We start from the raw sequence: 24,500 nt of genomic DNA, 5'->3' as shown, positions 1-24,500 counted from the left end.
TGGGTAAAAAAAGTGTTTTCTCCATGGTTCCCGACTGATTGGACTTGGTATACTGATAAGACGAGTAAAGGAGAAGTGAAAATGAAAAGTTATCGTTCGACGATTGCGGCTTGCTTTGTAGGGTACATCGTTCAAGCCGTGATCAATAATTTTGCCCCCTTATTATTTTTGACCTTTCAAAGCCAATACCAGCTACCAATCAGCCAGATAACTTTGTTGGTCAGTTTTAACTTTTTGACTCAGTTAGCCGTCGATTTTGCAGCAATCTTTTTTGTAGACCGTATCGGCTATCGTATTTCGATCGTAGCGGCGCATTTTTTTGCAGCGATCGGCTTGATTGGTTTAGCCATTTTTCCCTTATGGTTTCCGACCCCGTTTAGTGGATTATTATCAGCGGTTTTGTTGTATGCCATTGGCGGTGGCTTGCTGGAAGTTTTAGTCAGTCCCATCGTTGAAGCCTGTCCAACGGAACATAAGGAAAAAACGATGAGCATGCTGCACTCGTTTTATTGCTGGGGGTACGTGGGGGTCGTTTTGTTCTCAACGGCGTTCTTCATGGTGTTCGGTATTCAACAGTGGCCGATTTTAGCGATCGTCTGGGCGCTGATCCCGTTGGTCAATTTGTTTTTCTTTACCAAAGTCCCGTTGGCGCCAATCGTTGCCGAAGGAGAACGAGGGTTGACCACTCGGCAGCTCTTTTCCTTGAAAAGCTTTTGGCTGTTTCTGGTGATGATGGTCTGTGCTGGAGCCAGCGAACAAGCAGTCAGCCAATGGGCATCGACCTTTGCTGAACAGGGCTTAGGTGTTAGTAAGACACTAGGCGATTTGGCAGGACCGATGGTTTTTGCCTTGATGATGGGGATCTCCCGCTTGCTTTACGGCAAATTTGGAGAACGAATCGATTTGAAACGCTTTATGTTTTTGAGTGTTTTGCTTTGCCTACTGGCGTATATGATGATCGGCTTTGCTTCATTGCCATTGATCGGGTTCCTTGGCTGCGGCTTAAGCGGTTTTGCCGTAGGGATCATGTGGCCGGGGGTCTTTAGTCTTTCTGCGCAATACATTCGCAACGGCGGGACGGCGCTATTTGCTTATTTGGCATTAGCGGGAGATCTAGGATGTTCAATCGGACCCGCTGTCGTCGGTAGCATCGTCGAATGGACGGGACAACAGCTGCAGGTTGGGATTTTAGGTGCGATCATTTTCCCGATCATCTTGCTGGCAGGAATTTATTTGGTTCAACAAATGCACAAAAAACGACAGCTTCCGTTGCTGGTTTTTCAAGAATCCACAAAAGAATAAAAAAATTTTGGAGCAAATGCCGTCTTTTCATGGTATTTGCTTTTTGTTTTCTGAAATTCCTCTAGTCAAGATAGTTTCTATCCGCTATACTTTGACTTATTCATTTAAAAAGGAAGTGATGTTGTGAAAAGTCAATTGAAAAAAGAAATCAGTTTTTTTGGGGCATTATCGACAGTAATGGGAACGGTGATTGGCGCCGGCGTGTTTTTCAAAGCAGCGGCTGTGGTCCAGCAGACCCAATCGACTGGATTGACCTTGTTGGTTTGGCTGCTTGCCGGCTTTCTAACGATTTGCGGCGGCTTGACCGTGGCAGAGTTAGCGACGGCGATTCCTGAGACCGGCGGACCTATTCGATATATCGAAAGAATTTATGGGAAATTACCCTCCTTTTTATTAGGCTGGGCACAAAGTATCATTTACTTTCCAGCGAACGTGGCGGCTTTAAGTATTATTTTCGCAACACAATGTTTGAACTTATTTCATCTACCTAGCAATTATTTGCTTCCTTTATCGATTTTGACCGGAACGAGTGTGACCTTGATTAATCTTTTGGGAACAAAAGCTGCAGCTCAAGTCCAGTCCGTCACCTTAGCAGTCAAGCTGATTCCGATTGCGGTGATTATCGTGGCTGGCCTGATGACACCAGGGCAAGTATCGGTCTCATTGGTGGATTTTTCTTCCAATACTCAAGGATCCCTTGCAGCTGGTATCAGTAGTGCCCTCTTAGCAACCCTTTTTGCTTATGATGGCTGGATGGGGGTCGGCAATGTCGCTGGAGAAATGAAGCGACCCGAAAAAGATTTGCCAAAAGCCATCATCTTTGGGTTGAGTTTTGTTACCTTGGTGTATGTGTTGATCAATGTTGCCTTTTTAAAAACATTGCCGATCGATCAAATCGCTGGTAATTTGAACAGTGCCTCAGAAACTGCGATGGCCTTGTTCGGCAGTTTTGGCGGAAAATTGGTCACGATCGGTATCTTGATCTCTGTGTATGGCGCATTGAACGGCTATACAATGACTGGCTTGCGGGTCCCATATGCGATGGCGTTGGAAGATGAGATTCCTTTCAGCAAGACCTTTGCGACCTTAAGTAAAACCACTAATGCACCCTATGCGGCGGCCTTTTTACAATTAGGGATCGCGTGTGTCATGATGCTTTTAGGCACCTTTGATCTCTTGACCGATATGCTGGTTTTTGTTATGTGGTTCTTTAGTGTATTATTGTTTGTAGGAGTTTTTCGTTTGCGAAAAACAGAACCGCAGATGAAGCGTCCGTATAAAGTTCCTTTCTATCCAATCATTCCCTTGATTGCGATTTTAGGCGGCTGTTTTATCTTGATCATGACCTTGATCACTGACACGTGGTTAGCAGTCGTGGGAATCGGCGTGACGTTACTAGGAATTCCCGTTTTTTATGGAAAAGCAAAAGGAAAAGCGAGAGGGGCGAAAGAATGAAGATCGTTGTACTTGATGGCTATGCGTTGAATCCAGGGGATTTGGCTTGGCAAGGGTTTGAAGAATTAGGAGAGGTGACGGTGTATGATCGTACCTCATATACAGATAAACAAGAAATTATTGAGCGAATCGGTGATGCCGAAGCGATTTTGACAAATAAAACGCCGATCACCGCTGATGTGCTCAAAGCATGTCCGCAATTGACCTACATTGGGGTATTAGCAACTGGATACAATGTCGTTGATTTGGCAGCAGCGAAAGAACAAGGAATCACCGTGACCAATATTCCTAGCTACAGTACCAATGCAGTGGCACAAGCGACCTTTGCTTTGCTGCTGGAAGTGACGAATCAAGTGGGACACCATAATCGTTCCGTGCATCAGGGAGACTGGCAAACTAGCAAAGATTTTTCTTATTGGCAGACACCGTTGATGGAATTGGCAGGCAAAACGATTGGGCTGATTGGATATGGTGCGATCGCTCAAGCAGTTGCCACGATCGCACATGCGTTTCAATTGAAAGTAATCTACTTTAATCATCGACCAAAACCAGCACAAGCGGATTGGGCAAAACAAGTTTCGCTGGCGGAACTGTATCAAGAAGCAGATATCATTAGCCTTCATGTTCCACAGTTTCCTGAGACAGAAAAAATGATCGATCGCACAGCATTGGCACAAATGAAATCTTCTGCGATCCTGATCAATACCGCCCGTGGCGGCTTGATCGATGAAGCGGCAGTTGCTGAAGCGCTGAAAACCGGGCAGATCGCAGCCTTGGCGGCAGATGTCGTCTCGAAAGAACCGATTGCAGCGGACAATCCCTTGTTGCAAGCACCAAATTGCTATTTGACGCCGCATATCGCTTGGGCGCCAGTCGAAACCCGACGTCGTTTGATGGGGATCGCTGTGGCGAACTTAAGCGGCTTTAAAGCAGGTACAGCGCAAAATGTCGTGTAAGCAAAACGAGCAATTAAAAGGACTTTGACAAAGCAGGCGACTAGCAAAGCAGTTAGTCTCGCCAACACAGTAACCATTTCGACCAGTCAGCCAGCCTCACAAGGTGATTGGTCGTAGGACTGGTGGTTTGTCTAAGTCTTTTTTTGCTGAAAAAGAAAGGAGACGGTCTTGAAAAAGTATTATTATCTAGCGGCCTTTGTTAGCTTGCTGGTCTTGAGCTGGCTGATCCAAACCCAAAGCAGTCGCTTTTATACACAGCCGATCATAGAAGTACAAACGGTTCAAGTCACCGCCGACCAGCAGCAGATTCAAGGGATCCTTCGCAACGGAGAAGAAGCTGGGGCACTGCGGACAGTCACTACGCAATACACCCCCAACGGTGCGATTCATCCGTTGTATCAGAACGGACAACAGCTGCTTTTGCAAAAAGAAGGGGATGGCTGGCAGGTACAAGCACAAAAACGGGATGGGTATCTCTTTTTCTTCCTTGCCTTATTCCTGATGGCAGTAGTCGCAATTGGTGGCAAAAAGGGCTTACGGGCTTTGCTTAGTATCTTTGTGAATACTGGCTTGCTGCTCCTTTTTCTTTGGTTTCACAAAGGCAACAGCTCCTTTTCATTGGTCTTTTTGATGATCGTTTTTACGATCGTCTCGTTGGTTTTGACGATGGGGATTTCCTATGGCTTTCGTACGATCGACAGCCGCAAAATCATTGCCTCGTTAGCCAGCGTCCTCTTGGCGTTTTTTCTCTGTCGGTTCGCCATGGATCTTTTGCAAGATCATGGGTTGCGCTATGAGGAAATGTCGTTTCTGACCCGTCCGTATCGCAGTGTCTATCTAGGAAGTCTGCTGATTGGCGCAATCGGTGCCAGCATGGACAATATCGTCATGCTGATTGCCAGTTTAGATGAGATCCAACGCATCAATCCCCAGACGAGCCGCAAGGAACGATTAGCGATCGGTCGGTCCATCGCGCAAGATACGACTTCTTCGATGATCAATGTCTTGTTGTTTGCCTATTTAAGTGGGAGTATGCCAGCGCTATTGTTTTACCTAGCCAATGGCTGGCTGCTTTCGCAAGCATTGCCGATGCATCTTTCTTTAGAAATAGTGCGTACAGTATGCGGCGGCTTTGCGTTGGTTTTATCGGTACCGTTGACGCTCCTTTGTTTTGAAGTGCATAGGAGGAAAGCAAAATGACTGTTTTGTTTGTGTTGATCTTGCTTTTTCTCTTGCTGACTTTCGCCGTTTTTCGGATCGAAGGGCTGTTTCAAGTCACAGGTCTGTTTATGAATGTGGCCGTCTTTCTAGCGCTACTGGTCCTGATTGACCGAGGGGCACCGATTTTACCAGCGGCTTGTGTTGCCTTTTTAGCCGTGGCGGCGATCACCTTGTTTTTCGTGAACGGCGTCAATCAGAAAACCAAAATTGCCTTTGTCTGTGTGTTGGTCTTTCTAGGGCTTTTTCTACTATTATTTCCTCTTGTGCTCTCTGCAATGAATCTTCATGGGTTTTCGGCAGAGGAACTCGATGAGTTGGCGATGTATTCCTTTGATGTAGCCATCGATTTTAAGACATTGATGACTGCGATCATTTTGATGAGTTTTTCGGGGGCGGTGGCAGATGGGAGTATGGCGATCAGCACTGCGACCTATGAACTTTTTCAAGCAAACCCGCAAGTCTCAATCAAGGCATTAAGTAAAAGTAGTATGACAGTGGTATCAGACGTATTGTCTTCGACGATCAATACCTTATTGTTTGCCTTTATGGGAAGTAATCTGGCGTTGATTGCGTGGTTTCAAGATTTGTCGATCTCCTTTGGTGAAATGATCAATTCAAAGGCGTTCGTCTCAGAATTGATCGTTTGTTTGATCACGGGTCTGGCAGCGGTGATTATTTTACCCATCACCGCATGGGCAGCAAGTTGGTATTTTTTGAAAAGAAACCGAATGGAATAGGAAGGAGCGCAACCACCATGGAACCACTAATTGAAACTAAGCGATTAGTGCTGCGAGAAATGAGTCATGAGGATCGTCCAGCGATTGAAAAGATTTTGCAAGATCCAGAAGTTATGATTGCCTATGAAGGACCCTTCAGTGAGCAAGAAGTCACTGGTTGGATCGACAAACAGCTGCAACGCTATCAAAACGATCACATTGGCTTGTGGCTAGTGATTGAGAAAGCATCCGGGCAAGCGATCGGTCAATGCGGGTTGACATGGCAAGACGTCAAGGGAGAAGCCGTTTTAGAAATTGGGTACTTGTTTCAAAAGAACTTCTGGCATCATGGGTTTGCCACAGAAGCCGCCCAGGCTTGTAAAGACTATGCGTTTGCAACGCTGAATGCCGCCATTGTTTATTCGATCATTCGTGAGACCAATCAAGCCTCCATAAATGTGGCATTGCGCAATGGAATGAAGCTGGTGGATCGCTTTGTCAAACACTATCGGCAAGTGGACATGCCGCATCTTGTGTATGCTGTGGCGAAAGAGATGTGAAAAACGAAAGAATGCTTTTTCGATTTAGACAATGAAACGCCCTTAGAAAGTTAGCTTTTTCTAACTTTCTAGGGGCGTTTTTTATGCTTGCGTAAAGCTTTTTCGCTCGATGAGTTCAGCCCCTAAAAGGACTGTTTTGGTGATCGCTCGAGGATGAACGATCTGATCCACCAGCAAATCGATCGCGGTTTTGGCGATTTCCTCCACATCGATGTTAAACGTTGTTAGTGGGGGAGCCACAAATTTTGCGATCTCATTGTCATTGATACTGATTAATTCCAAGCGATCAGGAATGATGATAGATCGTTCATTTAACGCTTGGAGCACACCAACTGCGACGGTGTCAGAAGCCACAAAGAGCGCCTCTGGCAAATTGTCACCAAGGGATTCCACCATTTTTTTCGCCAAACGATAGCCGGTTTCAACGGAAAAATTGCCACCAGTAAACAGGAACGCCTCATCGAACGCATCTCGACGAGCCAGCGTTTGACGGAAGATGATCTCGCGACTATCCATTTCTGCACGTTGAGTATCAGGGTTTAGATAAGCGCCACCAATAAAGCCGATCTTACGGTATCCTTTTGTTAAAAACAGATCGATCGCCAGTTGCGTCATTCGATCAGTATCGGGTTTGACCGTATCGAACAGCTCTGGACAGGGGTTGATTTCCAAAAGGACACCATAGGGGCAAACGGATTTGAACTGCTGCGTTTCTTTCTCAGTGAAAGAGCCAATCCCAATAAACCCCGCGACCTCTTGCAATGTTTCTAAAACATCATCTTCATGGGTGATCAGTTGAATTTCCAAATTGTTGATTTTCGCATATTTTTCTAAAGAGATTCGCAATTGTCGAAAATAGACATCTTGAAGCTCTTCTTGTTCTGTCAGCCAGAAAAGGACGGCGATTTTTTCTAGTGTTGTTTTTATTTTTGAGCGATCATAACCTAGTGATAAAGCGGTATGAATAATTTTTTGACGCGTATCGGCTGCGATCGACAACGATTCGTCGCCTTTCAATAATCGGGAAACAGTCGCTTGTGAAAAGCCTGATTGCTCGGCAATTTTTTTTATTGTAACCAATCTTCTTCACCTCTTTCTTCTAGTATACGCTAACAACTTTACCAAGTAAATGAATTTACTAAATATATTTACTTGATAGTGAAATTTCAGAGCGTGGAGGTGTTTCAAAAAAATGTTTGTTTGAAAAACCTTGATTTAACCCGTTTGTTTACTCTGTTAAAGAAATTAATTTAGTAAAACTATTTACATATTAAGTAAAATAATTTATTATAAACAAGAAGATAGCGTTTGCAAAATAAAGAAAAGGTGGAGAAATGATGATGAAAAAAATGTCTCGAGTTCTTTTTTTAAGTGTAGCAGCTTTAGGATTAGGTGCTTGCGGTCCACAAAGTGAAGGGACAGATAGTACTGCAGCAAATAGTGGCAGCGATAAGGACTATGATCTATTGGTCTGGGAAGACCAAGCAAAATCAGCTGGGATTGAAGAGGCAGTCAAACAATTTGAAGAAGAACACGATGTGACGATCAAAGTGGTCGAAAAAGCCTATGGTGGACAGATTGAAGATTTACGATTGGATGGACCCGCTGGTACAGGTGCGGATGTCATCACAATTCCTGGTGATCAAATCGGTACAGCAGTTACCGAAGGGTTGTTGAAAGAATTAACAGTCGATCAAACGCTACAAGATCTGTATACGGAATCAGCAATGCAATCGCAAATCGTTGATGGCAAAGTCTATGGTTTACCGAAAGCGGTTGAAACACAAATTTTGTATTATAACAAAGAACTAATTTCTGAAGAAGACTTGCCACAAACAACGGATGAGTGGCTGGAGTATTCCGAGTCTGTTTTAGGTGCTGACAGTTATGGGTTACTGGCATTGTGGGATCAAATTTATTACGCACAAGGTGTATTGAGCGGTTATGGTGGTTATGTTTTTGGCGAGAAAGCCGATGGATCCTATGACCCTGAAGATATTGGATTAGCTAATGAAGGCGCGATCGAAGGGGCAGACTATATCCAACAGTTTTATGATGCCGGTGTTTTTCCATCCGGATTGGTCGGTGAACAAGGAATCAATGTGTTGGACTCTTTATTTACGGAAGGAAAAGCTGCAGCTGTCGTCTCTGGTCCATGGAACTTGACTCCTTATAAAGAAGCGGGCATCGACTATGGTGTGAAAGAATTGCCATTATTAGGCAATGGTGAACATATGGGCTCCTTTATCGGTGTCAAAAGCTACAACGTAAGTAGCTATTCCCAAAACCCTGAATTAGCTGAAGCGTTCGTGAAATTTATCAGCAATGAGGAGAATTCAAAAGTCCGTTATGAAAAAACGCAAGAAGTACCAGCGGTTGCTTCATTGGCAGATGATCCAGCAGTTCAAGAAAGCGAAAGTGCTGCAGCCATTGCTGCTCAGTCCCAATACGCAGAACTAACGCCTGGGATCACTGAAATGAATTCAGTATGGGAACCAATGGATGCCGCATTGCAGACCATTGCTACTGGAAAGGCTGAACCGAAAACAGCTCTACCACAGGCAGTCGATCAGATCAAATCAGCCATTGCAGCAATTCAAAACTAAAAAGTCGTTACGAGGACAAACGTTTCGGATGGTGATTCAGTACTAGGAATCAAGTAATGCCGAACGAAACGTTTGTCAGCGGCTTTTTCTTACAGGGGGCGAAAATGTGAAAAACACGCAGTCGTATGCAAAACGAGCAATGCTATTCTCGATAATACCAGGATTCGGTCAATTTTATAATCGGCAAAAAATCAAAGGCGCTTTATTTTTCTTCTTTTTTGCTATGTATCTTGTCGTCTTTAAAGATTTATTTAATATGGGACTTTGGGGCATCGTGACATTAGGCGTGGAAGTGCCGAGAGACAATTCCATCTTTTTATTAGCAGAAGGATTAGTTGCCTTGATCGTCATCGGTTTTGGTCTGTTGTTCTATTATTTAAACATCCGTGATGCCTATAAAAACGGCGAATTAAGAGACAATGAGCTACCAGTCAACTCTATCCGTGAAAGCTACCAGGCACTATTAAGAGAAGGCTATCCTTATTTAATGAGTAGCCCAGCATTTTTCTTACTCGTGTTTTCTGTTATTTTTCCGATTCTCTTTAGTATCGCGTTAGCTTTTACGAACTATGATCTGTATCATTCTGCACCTGCCAATTTAGCAGATTGGGTGGGATTAGAGACCTTTAAGAAGATTTTTACTGTCGATATTTGGCGTAGTACCTTCTTCAATGTTCTAGGCTGGACAGTTATCTGGACCTTGATCGCCTCAACGCTACAAGTTTCTATCGGAATATTTTTAGCGGTGCTGGTGCATCAAAAAGAACTACGATTCAAAAAGTTCTTTCGAACGATTTTGATCCTCCCATGGGCAGTTCCGGGATTTGTTACGATCTTGGTATTTTCAGGAATGTTCAATGATTCCTTTGGTGCGATCAATAATACGATTTTGAATTTCTTCCAGATTTCACCGATTCCTTGGCTAACGAGTGCGAATTGGACCCGTTTAGCTTTGTTACTGATTCAAGGCTGGCTAGGCTTTCCGTATATTTTTATCGTGACTACAGGGACGCTGCAATCCATTCCTGATGATTTGTATGAGGCGGCGACCATCGATGGTGCTTCAGCTATGCAAAAATTCCGACGAATCACATTGCCATTACTGCTTTATGCAATGGCACCAATTTTGATTACGCAATATACGTTTAATTTCAACAATTTCAATATCATTTATCTGTTTAATTCTGGTGGACCGGCAGTTCCTGGTTCGACCGCTGGTGGTACCGATATTTTGGTTTCATGGATCTATAAGCTCACGATGCAAAATAGTCAATATGCACTAGCAGCAGCATTGACGATTCTCTTATCGATCGTCGTGATCGCGATTGCTTTATGGCAATTCCGCCGAACAAATTCATTCAAGGAGGTTGGATAACATGAAGGCAGCAAGTATGAAAAAACAAAAATTTGTCCGCCTATCCTTGACGTATCTCGTACTGATTTTTACGGTAGTGGTGATCGTCTACCCTTTACTATGGACGATCGGTGCTAGTTTTAATCCTGGGAACAGTTTAATAAGTACGAGTCTGATTCCGACGAGTCCGACATTAAGTCACTACACGAAATTGTTTGCTGGCGACAATTCGCTATATTATAGTCAATGGTATTTGAATTCATTGAAAATCAGTGTATGCACTATGTTCCTGTCACTGATCTTTGTCTCCATGACGGCTTATTCCTTTTCACGGTTTCGTTTTACAGGCCGTAAAAATGGATTGATGCTGTTCTTACTACTACAAATGATCCCGCAGTTCTCTGCCTTGATCGCAATTTTTGTACTGGCGCAAATGCTCGGCTTGATCAATAGTCATTGGTTGCTGATCTTGATTTACGTTGGGGGTCAGATTCCCATGAACACGTACTTATTGAAAGGATATTTTGACTCGATTCCGTTAGATTTAGACGAGAGTGCCAAGATAGATGGTGCAAGCAATACGCGAATATTCTGGCAAATTTTGATTCCATTATCTCGACCAATGCTGGCAGTGGTTGCCATGAATGGTTTCACCGGACCACTGGGAGACTTTGCCCTGTCTTCAGTGATTTTACGTAATCCTGAGTACTATACATTACCCATCGGGTTATACAAATTAGTCACGGATAAAATGGGTGCCAGCTATACGACTTTTGCGGCAGGGGCCATTTTGATCAGTATTCCGATCGCGCTCGTCTTTATTGCATTACAAAAACATTTTGTCACCGGTTTGACCGCTGGCGGCACAAAAGGATAGGAAGAGAAGATGATAAGATATAACTTAGAAGAACGCTTTTTACATGGTGGGGATTATAATCCTGACCAGTGGCTAAATTATCCCGAGATCTTAGCCAAAGATTTAGAACTAATGGAAAAAGCTCATGCTAATACATTTTCCCTTGGTATTTTTGCTTGGAGTGCCTTAGAGCCAGCAGAAGGGGTGTTTCAATTTGAATGGTTAGACAAAATCATGGATGAGCTTGCCGAACGAAACAGTAACGTCATTTTAGCGACGCCAAGCGGCGCGCGTCCTGCCTGGTTGTCTAAAGCATACCCTGAAGTTCTCCGGACCAATGAAAAACGGGAAAAAATGTTACACGGTGGGCGACACAATCACTGCTTTTCTTCGCCAATCTATCGTGAGAAAGTGGCGATCATCAATCGGAAATTAGCTGAACGCTACCACGATCACCCAGCACTATTGATGTGGCATATTTCCAATGAGTATTCTGGAGATTGTCATTGTCCTATTTGCCAAGAAAACTTTCGTCAGTGGGTCAAGCAGAAGTACCAAACGCTAGCAGCCTTGAATGAGGCCTGGTGGGGACCGTTCTGGAGCCATACCATCACCGATTGGTCGCAAATCGAATCTCCTTCACCGATCGGCGAAATGCAAGTTCATGGACTAAATCTAGACTGGCATCGTTTTGTAACCGATCAGACTATTGATTTCTATGAACATGAGATCAAAGACATTCGTCGTTTGTCTCCAGATGTGCCGATCACAACGAATTTCATGGCAGATACCCGTGATTTGATTCCCTTTTATAGTCTTGATTATGGAAAATTTGCCCAGCATGTGGATGTCATTAGTTGGGACTGTTATCCTGCTTGGCATAATGATTGGGGAACGACAGCTGATTTGGCAAGTAAGGTTGGGTTTATCAATGATCAATATCGTAGCTTGAAAAAGCAACCATTTTTGATCATGGAATCAACCCCTAGTGGTGTGAATTGGCATCCAGTCAATCGCACGAAACGTCCCGGGATGCATCTTTTGTCTTCTATGCAATTTATTGCTCACGGTTCAGACAGTAATCTTTATTTCCAATGGCGGAAATCTCGAGGCTCGTCTGAGAAGTTCCATGGGGCCGTCGTGGACCATGACAACGACGAGCAAAATCGTGTTTTTCAAGATGTAGCAGAAGTGGGGAAAGCCTTAGAAGAAATCAAAGAAATCAAAGGATTGCACAAAAAAGCCAAAGTGGCGATCATCTATGATTGGGATAACAATTGGGCGCTCAATGATGCGCAAGGTTTTGGTTTGGAGAGCAAACGCTACCCACAAACGTTGCAAGAGCATTATCGCTATTTTTGGGATCATGACATCGCGGTTGATGTCATCACGAATGACCATGACTTTGATGCTTACCAATTGATCATCGCTCCGATGCTTTACCTCTTACCAAAAGAAACTATGAAAAAATTTCAACAGTATACGAAAAATGGCGGGACACTGGTTTCCACTTATTTGACGGGGATCGTGAATGAAACGGACTTGACCTATTTAGGGGGCTGGCCCCAAGAGTTAGAAGAACTGTTTGGTGTGTCTGTGAAAGAAATCGATACGTTATATCCGAAACAAAAAAATCTGCTTTTAATGAAGGAGCAGCAGTACCAAATTCATGATTATTGTAGTATTGTCCAAACAAACACCGCCCAAACGTTAGGGGTGTACGGTGCAGATTTTTATCAAGGTCAAGCTGCAGTGACCGTAAATGATTATGGTGAAGGAAGTGCCTACTATCTCGGGGGACGGACGGATCAAGCCTTTTTGGAAGACTTCTATCAAGAAGTAACACAACAGCTTCGCTTACAAAATGAGTGGGTCCGCCAAGGTTCAACGAACGTGTCGATTCAAAGTAGAGAAAGTCAGCAAGAGCAGCTCGCTCCGACTACCTATTATTTTGTGATGAATTTTTCCGAAGAAAATCAAGAAGTAGAGGTAGCAACTTCAGGAATCGACTTGCTTACAGGAAAAACGACAAACCAACTTCTTCAGTTGGCGCCTTATGAGGTGCAGATCATCAAAGTGACAGCATAAGATCAATAAAACTATTGTGTCAATTATATGAGAAAAAAGAAGTACTAACGCTGATGAAAAGCGTAAGTACTTCTTTTTTATAGAGAGTGTTTTAATTTTCTTGCGCAAATTCGGCAGCTTTTGTTCCTGCTTGGCGTCCGAAGATGATGATATCGGCAACGGCATTACCGCCAATTCGGTTTTCACCATGCAACCCACCAGTTACTTCACCGGCTGCAAAAAGACCTGGAATGATCTCGTTATCCGTAGCGATCACTTCTGTGTTGGTGTTGATCTTCACGCCGCCCATCGTGTGGTGGATACCAGGAGCGATGGCAATGGCATAGTAAGGTCCTGTTGACAAATCGTTGTCCATTGCTGTGCTGCGTCCAAAGGCTTCGTCTTCACCAGCAGCTACACTGCTGTTCCAGGTAGCGATCGTTTCAGCAAGCGCTGCTTCTGGCATGTCCAATTCTTTTGCCAATTCTTCAATCGTGTCAGCGGATTTGACTAACCCTTGTTGCTCGTAAAAATCAATGGCTGTTACGCGTTCTTTGACACCTGCATCAAAAACTAACGTTGCCGATTTTTCAGGTAGGGCAATAATCGCTTCAGAGACTTTGTCTCGTGTTTCCATTTCATTGAAGAACCGTTCGCCTTCTTGATTGACCAAGATCGCGCCTTCTCCACGGACAGCTTCAGTGATCAACAGTGATTTAGACTGATCCACTGTTGGGTGGATTTGGATTTGCTCTAAATCAACCGTTTGTCCGCCTAACGCTTCGATCATTTTGATTCCATCACCAGTCGAACCCTCTTGGTTCGTTGTCACGTAGTCTGCCAATTCTGGTTTGTACTCGGTGATCATGTCGAAATTGGCACCGAAACCGCCTGTTGTAACGACAACTGCTTTGGCATCAATGGTTTGTTCGTTTCCTTCTACTTCAACGGTCACCCCGTTGACTTGACCATCTTCTTCATTGATTTCTTTGACATCGGCATTTACAAAAATTGGGATTTCCAATTCATGGATGTTGCGCATCAAGCCATCAACTAAGTATTCCCCAACCGCGGAACCATCAGATGGACGGTGCGTTCTTTTTTCACTCATCCCGCCAGTCGTTGTTAAGTTGTCTAAAGTGATACCCATGGAATCTAACCAATCGATCGCTTCTGCTGAATGATCCACAAAGTAGCGCAACAATTCTTCATCATTGGTGTTGTGACCGCCAGCTAATGTTTCTTCATAGAATAGATCGTTTGAATCTTCAATGCCTTCTGCTTCTTGGAATTTGGTTTCTGAAGCGTTCATTCCTGCAGAAGATTTCAATGTATTCCCACCAGAAATTGGCATTTTTTCTAAAATAACTGGGTTTGCGCCAGCTTCCTTTGCTTGGATCGCAGCGGCCATTCCAGCGCCACCCGCACCGACAATCACGACATCGTAGCTGTCTGCAAGTTCGCTAGGGTCTGTGTATTCTTGACCAGATGCAGCTGAAGTTGCATCTGTTTCTTCATTAGCAGATGAACCAGTACTTGTGCTGCTGCTTGTTTGTGAATCAGCGCCACAAGCACTCAAAGTTGCTAACGAGGTTAGGACTAATAGTGTTTGGAAAATTTTCTTCATTGTTTTTATTCCTCCTAAAACTTTTTCCAAATCAAAGACTAACATAGTTGTCATGTTATTTTTAGGTTTTGTTCGAAAAATCACATAATAATTAGAAAAGTTTAATTTATAAAGCGTTTTAGTCGGAAAAATAGTATTTATTGGTCAATCAACGGTAAAAATATTTAGTGAATTTAGATAAATGGAATAACGTTTGGCTGTTTTATTTGTTTGCTTATACGCATGATGATCTTTCAATGGCCAGATTTGTTTTTGTTTGTTTCATGCTTAAGAAGATCGATTCGCCATTGTGGTGGAGAGGAAATATCCGCCCAATATTCTTCTAAACGAATAATTTTTCCAGCCTTTATAGTAAAAAAGGAGGTAACGTAATAAGCAGTCTCCTGTGACCAGATTTTCGAAACAGCGATCAGTTGATCGTTTTGCCACGTACCTTTTATTATTTGTCCAGACCAGTCTCCGGGATAGCGACAGTTTGCTGATAAATACTCAGTTAACGTCATTATTTCACTGGTACAAGGCCATATGATTTTGGCCTCTGGCTGAAAAAAGGTTTTTAAGTGCGCTTCATCTTGAGTAATTACACTGTAAATAAATCGTTTTAGAAAATGGTTTTTCGACATCTTTCTTTCCTCCATCTTTTTTCTTTTATTGTATCAATTGGAAAAAGAAAAAAAAGACAAAAATCTAATGTTTGAACTACAATCGATTGAAAATAGTTGTTTTTCAGAGGGATAGAATGTTCCACTATTTACGCATCAAAGACGGATAAATACTTGGTTCCTAACAAACATTGTCCCAAAATTACTGTATGCATTAAAAAAATCAAGAGAACTGTCTTGCAAAACCAATCCTTTCTTGTATAATAAAAATAAGTTAGGTCTACCTAAAAAATAAATAAACTATCCTTAACTATGGAAATGGAGTGAAAATAATGATTACTTTTTCAGAAATATCCGCAGCCTATGATGGCGATCATCAAGTGATCTCGGATTTGTCGTTTCAAGTAGAGAAACCGGCGATCGTAGGGATCATCGGACCAAATGGGGCAGGGAAGTCGACGCTGATCAAAGCGGCGTTGAAGTTGATCCCTTCCAGTGGGAACATGAGTGTCAACAAAAAAACGTTAAAAGATTTTCAAAAGGAAATTGCCTATGTCGAACAAAAGACTGCGGTTGACTACACGTTTCCGATCACAGTCAAAGAAGTCGTATCTTTAGGCTTGTATCCTAAGATGCGCATGTTCCAAAGAATGTCGGCCAACGATTGGCAGAAAGTGACAGCCGCTCTGGCAGCGGTAGAAATGGAATCCTTTGCGGAGCGTCAGATTGGGGAATTGTCCGGTGGGCAGTTTCAGCGGGTCTTGATTGCTCGAACGTTGGTGCAAGATGCTAACTATATCTTCCTCGATGAGCCCTTTGTAGGGATCGATGCCACCAGTGAAGCGATCATCGTCGGGCTGTTACGTAACTTGCGAGATGCTGGCAAGACGATTTTTATCGTTCACCATGATCTGGGGAAAATCACCGAATACTTTGATTACTTGGTTCTGCTCAATCAAACCCTGATCGCTGCGGGCCCAGTGAGTGAAGTCTTTACCGAAAGCAATTTGAAGCAAACATTTGGCGATGCGATCATCGTGAAAGGAGGCGTTTAACATGTTGACAAGCTTTTTTACCAGTTTAAGTAACTATCATTTCTTGCAAAATGCCTTGATCACGGCAGTCGCGATCGGAATCGTCGCAGGGGTGATCGGTTGTTTTATTATCTTACGAGGGATGTCCTTGATGGGGGATGCAATCTCTCATGCGGTCTTACCAGGGGTAGCCTTGTCTTATATCTTCGGCGTTCATTTTTTTGTCGGGGCGATCTTCTTTGGGATCTTGGCTTCCATGATTATTACCTATATCGCCAATAACAGCCTGATCAAAAGTGATACGGCGATCGGTATCACCTTTAGTTCGTTTCTAGCTTTAGGGGTTATCTTGATTGGGGTAGCAAACAGTTCGACTGATTTGTTTCACATTTTGTTTGGGAATGTGCTAGCGGTACAAGATAGCGACAAATGGCTGACGATCGCTATCGCTATCCTTGTGCTGGCAGTGATCATCCTTTTCTTCCGTCCACTGTTGATCACGTCTTTTGATCCGATGATGGCAAAGGCTTTTGGGATGAAAGTGCAAGCCTATCACTACTTATTGATGTTCTTATTAACTTTGGTTTCAGTGACAGCGATGCAAAGCGTCGGAACGATCTTGATCGTGGCTTTATTAGTCACTCCAGCAGCAACGGCTTATTTATATACAAAACAATTGAAGCATATGATGATCATCGCAGGGGTTTTAGGTGGTCTCGCCTCATTTATCGGCTTGTTTATCGGGTACAGCTTTAATATTGCCGCAGGATCAAGTATCGTTTTGACCGCAGGAGCCTTTTTCGTGATCGGTTTCTTGTTCTCACCAAAACAAAAGACCAGTCCAGTCAAGCGCTGGTCAGCGACAGCGGTTTTAGCAACGGCAGCTGTAGCCGGTGGCTTCTTTTTGGCACAGCAAAACGGACAGATGGACCAAACAGAAGGGAAACTTTCAGTAGTAGCGACCAATTCGATCATTGCTGATATTACGGAAAACATTGCCGGTGATCGAATCGATCTTCACAGTATCGTACCGGTGGGGCGTGATCCCCATGAGTATGAACCTTTAGTGGAAGATGTTCGAAAAGCGACCGATGCCGATCTTATCCTTTACAACGGCTTGAATCTAGAAACTGGCGGCAATGGCTGGTTTACCAAATTGATGAACAATGCCAATAAGGTAGAAAATGAAGATTACTTTGCCGTCAGTGATGGCGTGGATGTGCTTTATCTTTCTGATGACGAAGACCACAGCAAAGCCGATCCTCATGCCTGGTTGAATCTAGAAAACGGCATGATCTATGCCCGCAACATTGCTCAACGCTTGAGCGAAAAGGACCCTGACAATCGCTCTTTCTATGAAGAAAACCTTGAACACTACTTGGCTTCATTAGAAGAACTGGATCAGCAAGCGAAGGAAAACTTCCAATCGATTCCCGAAGAGAAGAAATTGATCGTCACCAGTGAGGGAGCCTTCAAATACTTCTCCAAAGCCTACGGTGTACCGTCTGCCTATATCTGGGAAATCAATACCGAAGAAGAAGGAACCCCTGCGCAAATCAAGAACTTAGTGGATCAGCTGCAAAACTCAGCCGTCGCTTCCTTGTTTGTCGAAAGCAGCGTCAATACTCGTCCGATGCAAAGTGTTTCTCGTGATGCAGGTATTCCGATATTCGGAACCGTCTTTACCGATTCGATTGCAGAACCGGGAGAAGAAGGCGACAGCTACTATAACATGATGAAGTGGAATCTCGATACGATTTATCAGGGCTTGAATCAATAATGCAAAAAACATCCTTAGCTCGTTCTGGCTAAGGATGTTTTTTCGTCGTATTTTTGTGCTGGAGAAAAGCAAAGAGATAAAATCCGCAGCCCATCAAAGCAGCAAGAAAAGCGATGACAGGAAAGTACAACCCCTGACCGTATACATAGGCTGTATAAGCGAAGAAGGCGATCAAAAACCAAAGCGTTCCCGAGATGAGCATTTTTTGGTTCCTCCTAATTGTTTAAAAGTATTTATTTGGTATATTTTAACACGATAGGGGCAAAAAGAAAATCAGCGAATCGAACGTTTGCTGAAACGATTTGCTGATTTTTTCCCAATTACAACGATGAACAGTTAAGAAACGTTCAATTGCTGTTGCGGTTCTAAATGGTAATAAAGGATCTCTGGCGGGACGCCGAGTCGGGCGGGAATCTTGGTCATACCGACCCCACTGGAAACACTCAATAAGGTCTCATTTCCTAAAAGGTAGAGCCCATCGGTATATTTCAACGCCCCCTTTGTTTTCGCATAATAAAAAGGCAAGCGAATCTGCCCGCCATGGCTATGGCCAGAAAGAATCAAGTCGTAGTTTGGCAGATTGGTGATCCGAGAAACATAATCGGGTTCATGGAGCAAAAGCAGCTGCCATTCTGCTAAGGTTGCTTCATAGGTAAAACTGACTTTCGGACTTTCTATATCGATACCGACAATATTCATCGACGTCTTGTCATCAGAACCAAAAACCGACTCATTATCAAGTAAGGTAAACCCTGCATGCTGGTATATTTCCTTAACAAAGTAATGACCGTCATTCAAATGGTCATGGTTCCCCATAACTGCGATCTTACCCAGAGGCGCTTGCAATTTTTTCAGCTTTTCGATCAGTCGCTTGGTTGAACGATGCGGCCATTTTTTATAATTATCGATCAGATCCCCCGTGATGATGATCAGATCCGGCTTGTTTTGGATCGTTGATCGAATGATGCGATTCATTCGTCTTGGTTTAAACCAACGAGAAAAATGGAGATCACTGATATGGGCAATCACGATATTGCTTTCTGCTTGGTAAAGGTCATAAGCTTTTGAAATATCTAAGACGGTGCGCTTGTCTTTTTTTATGAGATAATGCCGTTGTTTGAGAAGATGCGGTTCAATAATAAAGGAGTAAACTAGCAAGCCCGTAAGGAGGAATGCAATAAGAATGAGGGTGTACATGGCGTGGCTCCTTTTTTGATTTGCTAGTTTCTAGCATAGTAGATTCTTACAAAAAAAGCAATCATACGGAAGCAAAAATAACAAAAAATATCCATCGTATTTCGCTTGATTTTTCCATTAAAAAAGATACAAAAGAAGCTGCAACAGCCTATCTTTTGTATCCTAGATCGCAATTATTTGATTTTCACCAATCGTTTGAAGCGTGCCTTGTGTTTGACAGGGATCAAAGCCATGACACAATCATAAGGGACAGAGATGATCGCCCATGCGAGACTTTTACTTGAAGCAAAGGGATAGTTTTGCTGTAAGACAAAATGGCCACTGATCAAGGCAAAACCGATACTACCGACCCACAGCCATTGCGGGTCCCAATTCGTGAAGTGCTGGAGGGCTGTGATGACAAACGGATAGCCGTAAAAGTACAATGCAGTCAAAACGAAAGTGACATTTTTGGTTAATTGACGCAAGGTCAGTAAGAAAAACAAGCCAGAAAGAACGATACCCAATGGAGGAAACAGACTAACTAAGAAGGAATAAACGATGCCCCATAAGATCATGCCTGGGCCTTTGACGAGAGCAGCTATGACAAAGACAAAAAGTAGGAATAAGAGCTGTTGCGAAAAACTTGCTGCCGTCAAAAGTCCGAAGAAACCAACCAATAACCAGTGAGAAAAAGTCGCTGTTTGATTCTTTTGTGGCGTCTGCTGCTGCAGTTTTAGCCATGTAGCAAAATTGGGGAAATCTTGCTGGAAATTTCGCTGAAAATCGCTATTGAATGCTTGATGGGCATTTTGCTGCCGATAGTAGTGATATTGATTTTTTAACGTGCCTTTCGTTGCTGCTTTTTGGCCAGAAAAAAAGCGGCCGGGATCAATTTTTGATCGTTCCATATTTCCACCTCCATACGATTTCGTTACCCTCAGTATAGAGAAAATCAGCTTCGGCGTCCTCCAACTTTGGGCGGATTTTTTTTGCTTGCTGAAAGTTTTCTTAAACTGCTGAAAAAAGCGGAGAGGATTCGTTTCTTAAACCGTCAAAATATGCTAGAGTATAGAAGGACTAAGGAGGAGATTTCATGATTTTTGATTCTCATACACATTTGAATGCAGAACAGTTTAACGAAGACATTCCCGAAACCGTCGCCCGTGCGCATGAACTAGGAGTAACGGAGATGGCGGTCGTCGGTTTCGATCAGCCAACGATTGAAAAATCGTTAGCATTAAGCAAAGAATATCCTGGCATTTACAGCATTATCGGTTGGCATCCCACCGAAGCTGGTTCTTATACCCCACACGTAGAAACCTATTTGCAAGAGCGCTTGGAACGACCAAAAGTCGTTGCCCTAGGTGAAATCGGTTTAGACTACCATTGGATGGAAGATCCGAAAGAAGTTCAAGAAAAGGTCTTTCGTCGGCAAATGGCAATCGCTCGTGAACATCAGCTGCCCATCAGTATTCATACCCGTGAAGCCTTAGAAGATACCTATGCGATCTTAAAGGATGAAAAAGTCCAAACAATCGGTGGTATTATGCACAGCTTTAGTGGAGACGGAGAATGGGCGAAAAAGTTCTTGGATCTAGGAATGTACATTTCCTTTAGTGGTGTCGTGACCTTCAAAAAGGCCACGGAGGTACAAGAAGCTGCACTAGTCGTACCACAAGATCGGCTACTCGTTGAGACTGACGCGCCGTATTTAGCCCCTGTTCCTTATCGCGGCAAACGCAATGAACCCGGCTATACCCATTATGTGGTGGATAAAATCGCGGAGCTGCGGCAAGAAGCGGTCGCTGATGTTGCGGCCTACACGACAAAAAATGCCCACCGCTTGTTTAGGATCAATGACTGATAAACCGAAAATCGAAGAAATCATTGTCGTCGAAGGCAAAGACGACACCCGTCGATTGCAAGAAGTGTTCGAAGTAGATACGATCGAAACGATCGGTTCAGCGATCGATGATACGATCCTTGATCAAATCGAGCATGCCCAAGAGACACGAGGGGTCATCGTGTTTACCGATCCCGATTTTTCGGGAGAAAAGATCCGCAAAATCATTATGGAAGTGGTTCCGGATGCCAAGCATGCCTTTTTACCGCGCAGTCAGGCAGCACCGAAAAGCAAAGGCAGTTTGGGCGTGGAACACGCCAGCCATGAAGCATTGAAAGAAGCCTTGCGAAAAGTCGTAACCCCGATTGCTTCAAATGAAGTCAGTGAAGGAACCATTGATCGCCAACAGTTATTAGCGTATGGCTTGATCGCAGGCGCTGGAGCAAAAGAGAAACGAGAGCGGCTAGGAGATCTTTTACGCATCGGCTATACGAACGGCAAACAATTAGAGAAGCGGCTGGCAATGTTTCGTATCACCGATGCAGAGTTGGCAGAAGCTATGAAAACAGTGGAGGAAGAATTGTGAAGGAAGAACGGGATATAGCAACCCCCTCAAGAACCAAAGAGATTTTAGCGAAACATGGCTTTACCTTTAAAAAAAGTTTAGGACAAAACTTCTTAACAGAACCGAATATTTTACGGAAAATCGTAGAAACAGCAGGCATCGACGAAACGACAAACGTCATTGAGGTTGGACCTGGAATCGGTGCGCTGACCGAACAGTTGGCAAAACATGCCAAGCAAGTGTTGGCGTTTGAAATTGATGATCGGTTGATCCCTGTATTAGCTGATACGATGCAGCCTTACGCAAACGTAAAGATCATTCATCAAGATGTCTTGCAAGCAGACCTATCAACGACCATTCGGTCAGAATTCAGCGATACGGCTGCTTCATTAAAAGTTGTCGCAAATCTGCCTTATTATATTACTACGCCTATCATGATGCACTTTTTAGAGTCTCAGGTACCAGTAGATGAAATGGTCGTGATGATGCAAAAAGAAGTGGCTGATCGAATCTCAGCAGTTCCCGGGACCAAAGCCTATGGCTCGTTGTCGATCGCTGTGCAATACTACATGGAAGCAAAACTGGCATTCATCGTCCCGAAAACCGTTTTTGTACCCCAACCGAATGTTGATTCGGCTATTTTGAAATTGACGCGCCGTCCACAACCAGCGGTCGCAGTCACCGATGAAAAAGAGTTCTTTAAATTAACGAAAGCAGCCTTTCAGTTGCGTCGTAAAACCCTTTGGAACAATTTGCAAAATAGCTATGGAAAAGATGAAGAAACCAAACAGTGGTTGGCAGACAGTTTAGAAGCAAGTGGGATCGATCCGAAACGTCGTGGAGAAACGCTGTCGTTAGCGGAATTTGCCAAATTAAGCAATGAAATGCAAGCGCGCAAAGGATAACTTCTATAAAAACGGATGTTGAATAAACATTCGTTTTTTGTGTCTTGACACCTTGTGGAAATACCAGTAGAATAAGCAAGACAGAACTGTCATGACACATTGAAGGAGAGAGTATAAATGAAAAATCATTCCATCCGCCATTTAACGATCGCTGCATTGTTAATCGGCATGGGGATCGTCATTCCCATGGTAATGCCCAAAATCGTCATCGGACCTGCATCTTTTACCTTAGCTAGCCATGTTCCCGTATTTGTGGCGATGTTCTTTTCACCAGCGATGGCGATCGCTGTAGCTTTAGGAACGACCTTTGGCTTTTTCTTAACACTACCACCAATCATTGCATTACGGGCATTGTCCCATGTTGTTTTTGCAGTCATCGGTGCCTTTTATTTACAGAAGCACCCAGATATTTTACTGAAAAATGGCAAACCCTCTTTATTGAATATCAAATTTCAGAGCTTTAACTTGATTATCGGACTGATTCATTCTGCCGTTGAAATGGCAGTCGTTGCCGCCTTTTACTTCACAGGAAATGTACCAGGGACAGCATTCGATGGCAATTTCTACTATTTCTTGTTCGTTTTGATGGGGATCGGTGGCTTGATCCATAGCTTGATCGATTTCAATTTGGCTTATTTTGTTGCAGGTGCCTTAAGCAAACAATTTGATATTCGTTCGTTTTCAAAAGCAAAAGGACGCTTTATTCAGAAACAGAAGAAAGCGGCATAAGCGCCAGTTTGAATAGACCCGCTGCGTAAACGGGTCTATTTTTTTGTATTCAGATTAAGAAAATACTCCTTCTTAAAACGTTTATTATAGTGAAATAATAAACAGAAATAAGTTATAATATAAAAGAGGAGGAAGTAGATGAAGAAGAAAAAGTTAAAACGGTTACTTTTAGGTATGTTCGTCTTGATGCTCTTCTTTCTGCTGATTTTTTATGACAGTAAGAATGGGCAGTCCCCCTTTGAAAAGATAGAGGATGAATTGACACTAGCACTTTCGGATGAAGAACAAACACCAGAGCCTGAATACAGTGACGTTATTCAATTGGATGTTCCGTTAGAAAATCAATTCGATGAAGTTACGTTAGGAAATGGTTGTGAAGTAACTGCTTTATCGATGCTCTTGAATTTTTACGGATTTGATACCAATAAAAATCAATTGGCAGAAGAATTAGTGTATGTCCCACTTTATGAGGATTATAATCACCATGGAGATCCGCGAGAAGGCTTTGTTGGAAACATCTATGGCGGCGATAGCGCGATGGGTGTTGACGTAGAACCGATCACTGATGTCGCCGAAAGTATTGTAAAAGAGCAATATGAAGTCGTTAGTGGACGAGACAAAAGTTTTGATGAGATCGTCAAAGTCCTGCAATCTGGGAAACCAGTTTGGATGATCGCGACGTTAGAATTACAAGTACCTACCGATGCTGATTTCTTTCAATGGAATACCCAAAATGGCGAAATCCTTGTGACTGCATTGATTCATTCGGTGGTGATCACTGGCATCGATGGTGATACGATGTATGTCAACGACCCTTATGGACATAAGGATCGCGAAGTCAGCAAAGAAGACTTAGCAGCGATCTATGAAAAAATGGGTCAGCAATACTTATATTTAGAAGAAATCTAAGAAAAAGTCTCAACTTGCCGTTGACAGTAAATGAAAAAACAATTATAATTTTTTAAAATTAAACAAAGATTTCGATAACGTTGAAGAGAAGAGTAGCAGATCAACAAAGGTACAGAGACTCCGGTTGGTGAAAAAGGAGACATGCGGTGATCAGTGAAGATGAGCTCTGAGTTTTTTTGTCGGTTCACGCCAGCAAAACGGCATGCGCCCGTTACAGCGCCAAGTATCATAGTG

The 24,500-nt window shown here is 43.3% G+C and carries 23 protein-coding genes; 17 read left to right on the top strand and 6 right to left on the bottom strand.

What is annotated here, in order from left to right; genetic code table 11:
- Positions 1–81: 81 nt before the first annotated feature.
- The 6 genes from IGJ01_RS11455 (at position 82) to IGJ01_RS11430 (ending at position 6,210) form a co-directional block, all read left to right on the top strand.
- Positions 82–1,302, top strand: coding sequence for an MFS transporter (locus tag IGJ01_RS11455; protein ID WP_430601095.1), 1,221 nt, complete (start codon positions 82–84; stop codon positions 1,300–1,302).
- 123 nt (positions 1,303–1,425) lie between these two features.
- Positions 1,426–2,757 (top strand): APC family permease, encoded by a 1,332-nt coding sequence (locus IGJ01_RS11450; protein WP_086332566.1) that lies wholly within the window; start codon positions 1,426–1,428, stop codon positions 2,755–2,757.
- A complete protein-coding gene (locus tag IGJ01_RS11445) occupies positions 2,754–3,713 on the top strand; it encodes a D-2-hydroxyacid dehydrogenase (RefSeq protein ID WP_086316390.1) in 960 nt (319 codons plus the stop codon). Before IGJ01_RS11450 ends, IGJ01_RS11445 begins: the two co-directional genes overlap by 4 nt.
- Before the next feature lie 168 nt (positions 3,714–3,881).
- A complete protein-coding gene (locus tag IGJ01_RS11440; RefSeq protein ID WP_074535020.1) occupies positions 3,882–4,913 on the top strand; it encodes a YibE/F family protein in 1,032 nt (343 codons plus the stop codon).
- A complete protein-coding gene (locus IGJ01_RS11435) occupies positions 4,910–5,671 on the top strand; it encodes a YibE/F family protein (protein ID WP_086373168.1) in 762 nt (253 codons plus the stop codon). The genes IGJ01_RS11440 and IGJ01_RS11435 overlap by 4 nt, the downstream gene beginning before the upstream one ends.
- A gap of 17 nt (positions 5,672–5,688) precedes the next feature.
- The gene (locus tag IGJ01_RS11430; protein ID WP_430601094.1) at positions 5,689–6,210 is read left to right on the top strand and encodes a GNAT family N-acetyltransferase; all 522 of its coding nucleotides are present in this window, start codon (positions 5,689–5,691) and stop codon (positions 6,208–6,210) included.
- Between the two features lie 81 nt (positions 6,211–6,291).
- Here the strand turns inward: IGJ01_RS11430 and IGJ01_RS11425 are convergent, their stop codons facing one another.
- Positions 6,292–7,290, bottom strand: a complete 999-nt coding sequence (locus IGJ01_RS11425) for a LacI family DNA-binding transcriptional regulator (RefSeq protein ID WP_008378943.1) — start codon at positions 7,288–7,290, stop codon at positions 6,292–6,294.
- Positions 7,291–7,544: 254 nt separating this feature from the next.
- On the opposite strand from IGJ01_RS11425, the gene IGJ01_RS11420 reads away from it, so the two are divergent.
- The 4 genes from IGJ01_RS11420 to IGJ01_RS11405 all read left to right on the top strand — a co-directional run bounded on the left by IGJ01_RS11420 (position 7,545) and on the right by IGJ01_RS11405 (position 13,114).
- Complete coding sequence (locus tag IGJ01_RS11420) at positions 7,545–8,816, top strand: extracellular solute-binding protein (protein ID WP_430601093.1); 1,272 nt, start codon at positions 7,545–7,547, stop codon at positions 8,814–8,816.
- Between the two features lie 139 nt (positions 8,817–8,955).
- Positions 8,956–10,191, top strand: coding sequence for a carbohydrate ABC transporter permease (locus IGJ01_RS11415; protein ID WP_016613570.1), 1,236 nt, complete (start codon positions 8,956–8,958; stop codon positions 10,189–10,191).
- Between the two features lies 1 nt (position 10,192).
- Complete coding sequence (locus IGJ01_RS11410) at positions 10,193–11,047, top strand: sugar ABC transporter permease (protein WP_008378938.1); 855 nt, start codon at positions 10,193–10,195, stop codon at positions 11,045–11,047.
- 9 nt (positions 11,048–11,056) lie between these two features.
- Complete coding sequence (locus IGJ01_RS11405) at positions 11,057–13,114, top strand: beta-galactosidase (protein WP_430601092.1); 2,058 nt, start codon at positions 11,057–11,059, stop codon at positions 13,112–13,114.
- 91 nt (positions 13,115–13,205) lie between these two features.
- Here the strand turns inward: IGJ01_RS11405 and IGJ01_RS11400 are convergent, their stop codons facing one another.
- Together IGJ01_RS11400 and IGJ01_RS11395 are read right to left on the bottom strand one after the other, a co-directional pair.
- The gene (locus IGJ01_RS11400; RefSeq protein WP_008378933.1) at positions 13,206–14,720 is read right to left on the bottom strand and encodes a flavocytochrome c; all 1,515 of its coding nucleotides are present in this window, start codon (positions 14,718–14,720) and stop codon (positions 13,206–13,208) included.
- A gap of 233 nt (positions 14,721–14,953) precedes the next feature.
- Entirely contained in the window at positions 14,954–15,343 is a 390-nt protein-coding gene (locus IGJ01_RS11395) for a nuclear transport factor 2 family protein (protein ID WP_194199511.1), read from the bottom strand.
- Between the two features lie 311 nt (positions 15,344–15,654).
- On the opposite strand from IGJ01_RS11395, the gene IGJ01_RS11390 reads away from it, so the two are divergent.
- Together IGJ01_RS11390 and IGJ01_RS11385 are read left to right on the top strand one after the other, a co-directional pair.
- Complete coding sequence (locus IGJ01_RS11390) at positions 15,655–16,377, top strand: metal ABC transporter ATP-binding protein (RefSeq protein WP_008378931.1); 723 nt, start codon at positions 15,655–15,657, stop codon at positions 16,375–16,377.
- A 1-nt stretch (position 16,378) separates the two neighbouring features.
- Positions 16,379–18,136 (top strand): metal ABC transporter permease subunit, encoded by a 1,758-nt coding sequence (locus tag IGJ01_RS11385; protein WP_430601091.1) that lies wholly within the window; start codon positions 16,379–16,381, stop codon positions 18,134–18,136.
- Between the two features lie 28 nt (positions 18,137–18,164).
- Here the strand turns inward: IGJ01_RS11385 and IGJ01_RS11380 are convergent, their stop codons facing one another.
- The 3 genes from IGJ01_RS11380 to IGJ01_RS11370 form a co-directional block, all read right to left on the bottom strand.
- Positions 18,165–18,338, bottom strand: a complete 174-nt coding sequence (locus tag IGJ01_RS11380) for a hypothetical protein (protein ID WP_010747796.1) — start codon at positions 18,336–18,338, stop codon at positions 18,165–18,167.
- Positions 18,339–18,472: 134 nt separating this feature from the next.
- Positions 18,473–19,333, bottom strand: coding sequence for a metallophosphoesterase (locus IGJ01_RS11375; RefSeq protein ID WP_005234806.1), 861 nt, complete (start codon positions 19,331–19,333; stop codon positions 18,473–18,475).
- A gap of 173 nt (positions 19,334–19,506) precedes the next feature.
- Positions 19,507–20,223, bottom strand: a complete 717-nt coding sequence (locus tag IGJ01_RS11370) for a hypothetical protein (RefSeq protein WP_005234809.1) — start codon at positions 20,221–20,223, stop codon at positions 19,507–19,509.
- A 185-nt stretch (positions 20,224–20,408) separates the two neighbouring features.
- On the opposite strand from IGJ01_RS11370, the gene IGJ01_RS11365 reads away from it, so the two are divergent.
- From IGJ01_RS11365 to IGJ01_RS11345, 5 genes are all read left to right on the top strand, one after another.
- A complete protein-coding gene (locus IGJ01_RS11365) occupies positions 20,409–21,179 on the top strand; it encodes a TatD family hydrolase (RefSeq protein WP_016613564.1) in 771 nt (256 codons plus the stop codon).
- Positions 21,172–21,744 carry a ribonuclease M5 gene (gene rnmV, locus IGJ01_RS11360; protein ID WP_005234813.1) on the top strand — a complete coding sequence of 191 codons (573 nt, stop codon included), beginning with the start codon at positions 21,172–21,174 and terminating at the stop codon, positions 21,742–21,744. Before IGJ01_RS11365 ends, rnmV begins: the two co-directional genes overlap by 8 nt.
- The gene (rsmA, locus tag IGJ01_RS11355; RefSeq protein ID WP_008378923.1) at positions 21,741–22,628 is read left to right on the top strand and encodes a 16S rRNA (adenine(1518)-N(6)/adenine(1519)-N(6))-dimethyltransferase RsmA; all 888 of its coding nucleotides are present in this window, start codon (positions 21,741–21,743) and stop codon (positions 22,626–22,628) included. Before rnmV ends, rsmA begins: the two co-directional genes overlap by 4 nt.
- Positions 22,629–22,745: 117 nt before the next feature.
- Positions 22,746–23,357, top strand: coding sequence for a hypothetical protein (locus tag IGJ01_RS11350; RefSeq protein WP_005225537.1), 612 nt, complete (start codon positions 22,746–22,748; stop codon positions 23,355–23,357).
- Between the two features lie 138 nt (positions 23,358–23,495).
- Complete coding sequence (locus IGJ01_RS11345; RefSeq protein WP_016613561.1) at positions 23,496–24,266, top strand: C39 family peptidase; 771 nt, start codon at positions 23,496–23,498, stop codon at positions 24,264–24,266.
- Positions 24,267–24,500 lie beyond the last annotated feature (234 nt).

Source organism: Enterococcus sp. AZ089 (assembly GCF_050547225.1).
GTDB classification, from domain to species: Bacteria; Bacillota; Bacilli; order Lactobacillales; family Enterococcaceae; genus Enterococcus_D; species Enterococcus_D entomosocium.
This window is presented reverse-complemented; position numbering and strand designations above follow the sequence as displayed.

Excerpts from the sequence above, each read along its gene's own strand:
- IGJ01_RS11455 (WP_430601095.1), top strand. The coding sequence starts at position 82 with ATGAAAAGTTATCGTTCGACGATTGCGGCTTGCTTTGTAGGGTACATC.
- IGJ01_RS11420 (WP_430601093.1), top strand. The coding sequence starts at position 7,545 with ATGATGATGAAAAAAATGTCTCGAGTTCTTTTTTTAAGTGTAGCAGCT.
- IGJ01_RS11365 (WP_016613564.1), top strand. The coding sequence starts at position 20,409 with ATGATTTTTGATTCTCATACACATTTGAATGCAGAACAGTTTAACGAA.
- IGJ01_RS11390 (WP_008378931.1), top strand. The coding sequence starts at position 15,655 with ATGATTACTTTTTCAGAAATATCCGCAGCCTATGATGGCGATCATCAA.
- IGJ01_RS11370 (WP_005234809.1), bottom strand. The coding sequence starts at position 20,223 with ATGGAACGATCAAAAATTGATCCCGGCCGCTTTTTTTCTGGCCAAAAA.
- IGJ01_RS11430 (WP_430601094.1), top strand. The coding sequence starts at position 5,689 with ATGGAACCACTAATTGAAACTAAGCGATTAGTGCTGCGAGAAATGAGT.
- IGJ01_RS11435 (WP_086373168.1), top strand. The coding sequence starts at position 4,910 with ATGACTGTTTTGTTTGTGTTGATCTTGCTTTTTCTCTTGCTGACTTTC.
- IGJ01_RS11375 (WP_005234806.1), bottom strand. The coding sequence starts at position 19,333 with ATGTACACCCTCATTCTTATTGCATTCCTCCTTACGGGCTTGCTAGTT.
- IGJ01_RS11350 (WP_005225537.1), top strand. The coding sequence starts at position 22,746 with ATGAAAAATCATTCCATCCGCCATTTAACGATCGCTGCATTGTTAATC.
- IGJ01_RS11345 (WP_016613561.1), top strand. The coding sequence starts at position 23,496 with ATGAAGAAGAAAAAGTTAAAACGGTTACTTTTAGGTATGTTCGTCTTG.
- IGJ01_RS11385 (WP_430601091.1), top strand. The coding sequence starts at position 16,379 with ATGTTGACAAGCTTTTTTACCAGTTTAAGTAACTATCATTTCTTGCAA.
- IGJ01_RS11445 (WP_086316390.1), top strand. The coding sequence starts at position 2,754 with ATGAAGATCGTTGTACTTGATGGCTATGCGTTGAATCCAGGGGATTTG.
- IGJ01_RS11410 (WP_008378938.1), top strand. The coding sequence starts at position 10,193 with ATGAAGGCAGCAAGTATGAAAAAACAAAAATTTGTCCGCCTATCCTTG.
- IGJ01_RS11415 (WP_016613570.1), top strand. The coding sequence starts at position 8,956 with ATGCTATTCTCGATAATACCAGGATTCGGTCAATTTTATAATCGGCAA.
- rnmV (WP_005234813.1), top strand. The coding sequence starts at position 21,172 with ATGACTGATAAACCGAAAATCGAAGAAATCATTGTCGTCGAAGGCAAA.
- IGJ01_RS11400 (WP_008378933.1), bottom strand. The coding sequence starts at position 14,720 with ATGAAGAAAATTTTCCAAACACTATTAGTCCTAACCTCGTTAGCAACT.
- IGJ01_RS11380 (WP_010747796.1), bottom strand. The coding sequence starts at position 18,338 with ATGCTCATCTCGGGAACGCTTTGGTTTTTGATCGCCTTCTTCGCTTAT.
- IGJ01_RS11395 (WP_194199511.1), bottom strand. The coding sequence starts at position 15,343 with ATGTCGAAAAACCATTTTCTAAAACGATTTATTTACAGTGTAATTACT.
- IGJ01_RS11405 (WP_430601092.1), top strand. The coding sequence starts at position 11,057 with ATGATAAGATATAACTTAGAAGAACGCTTTTTACATGGTGGGGATTAT.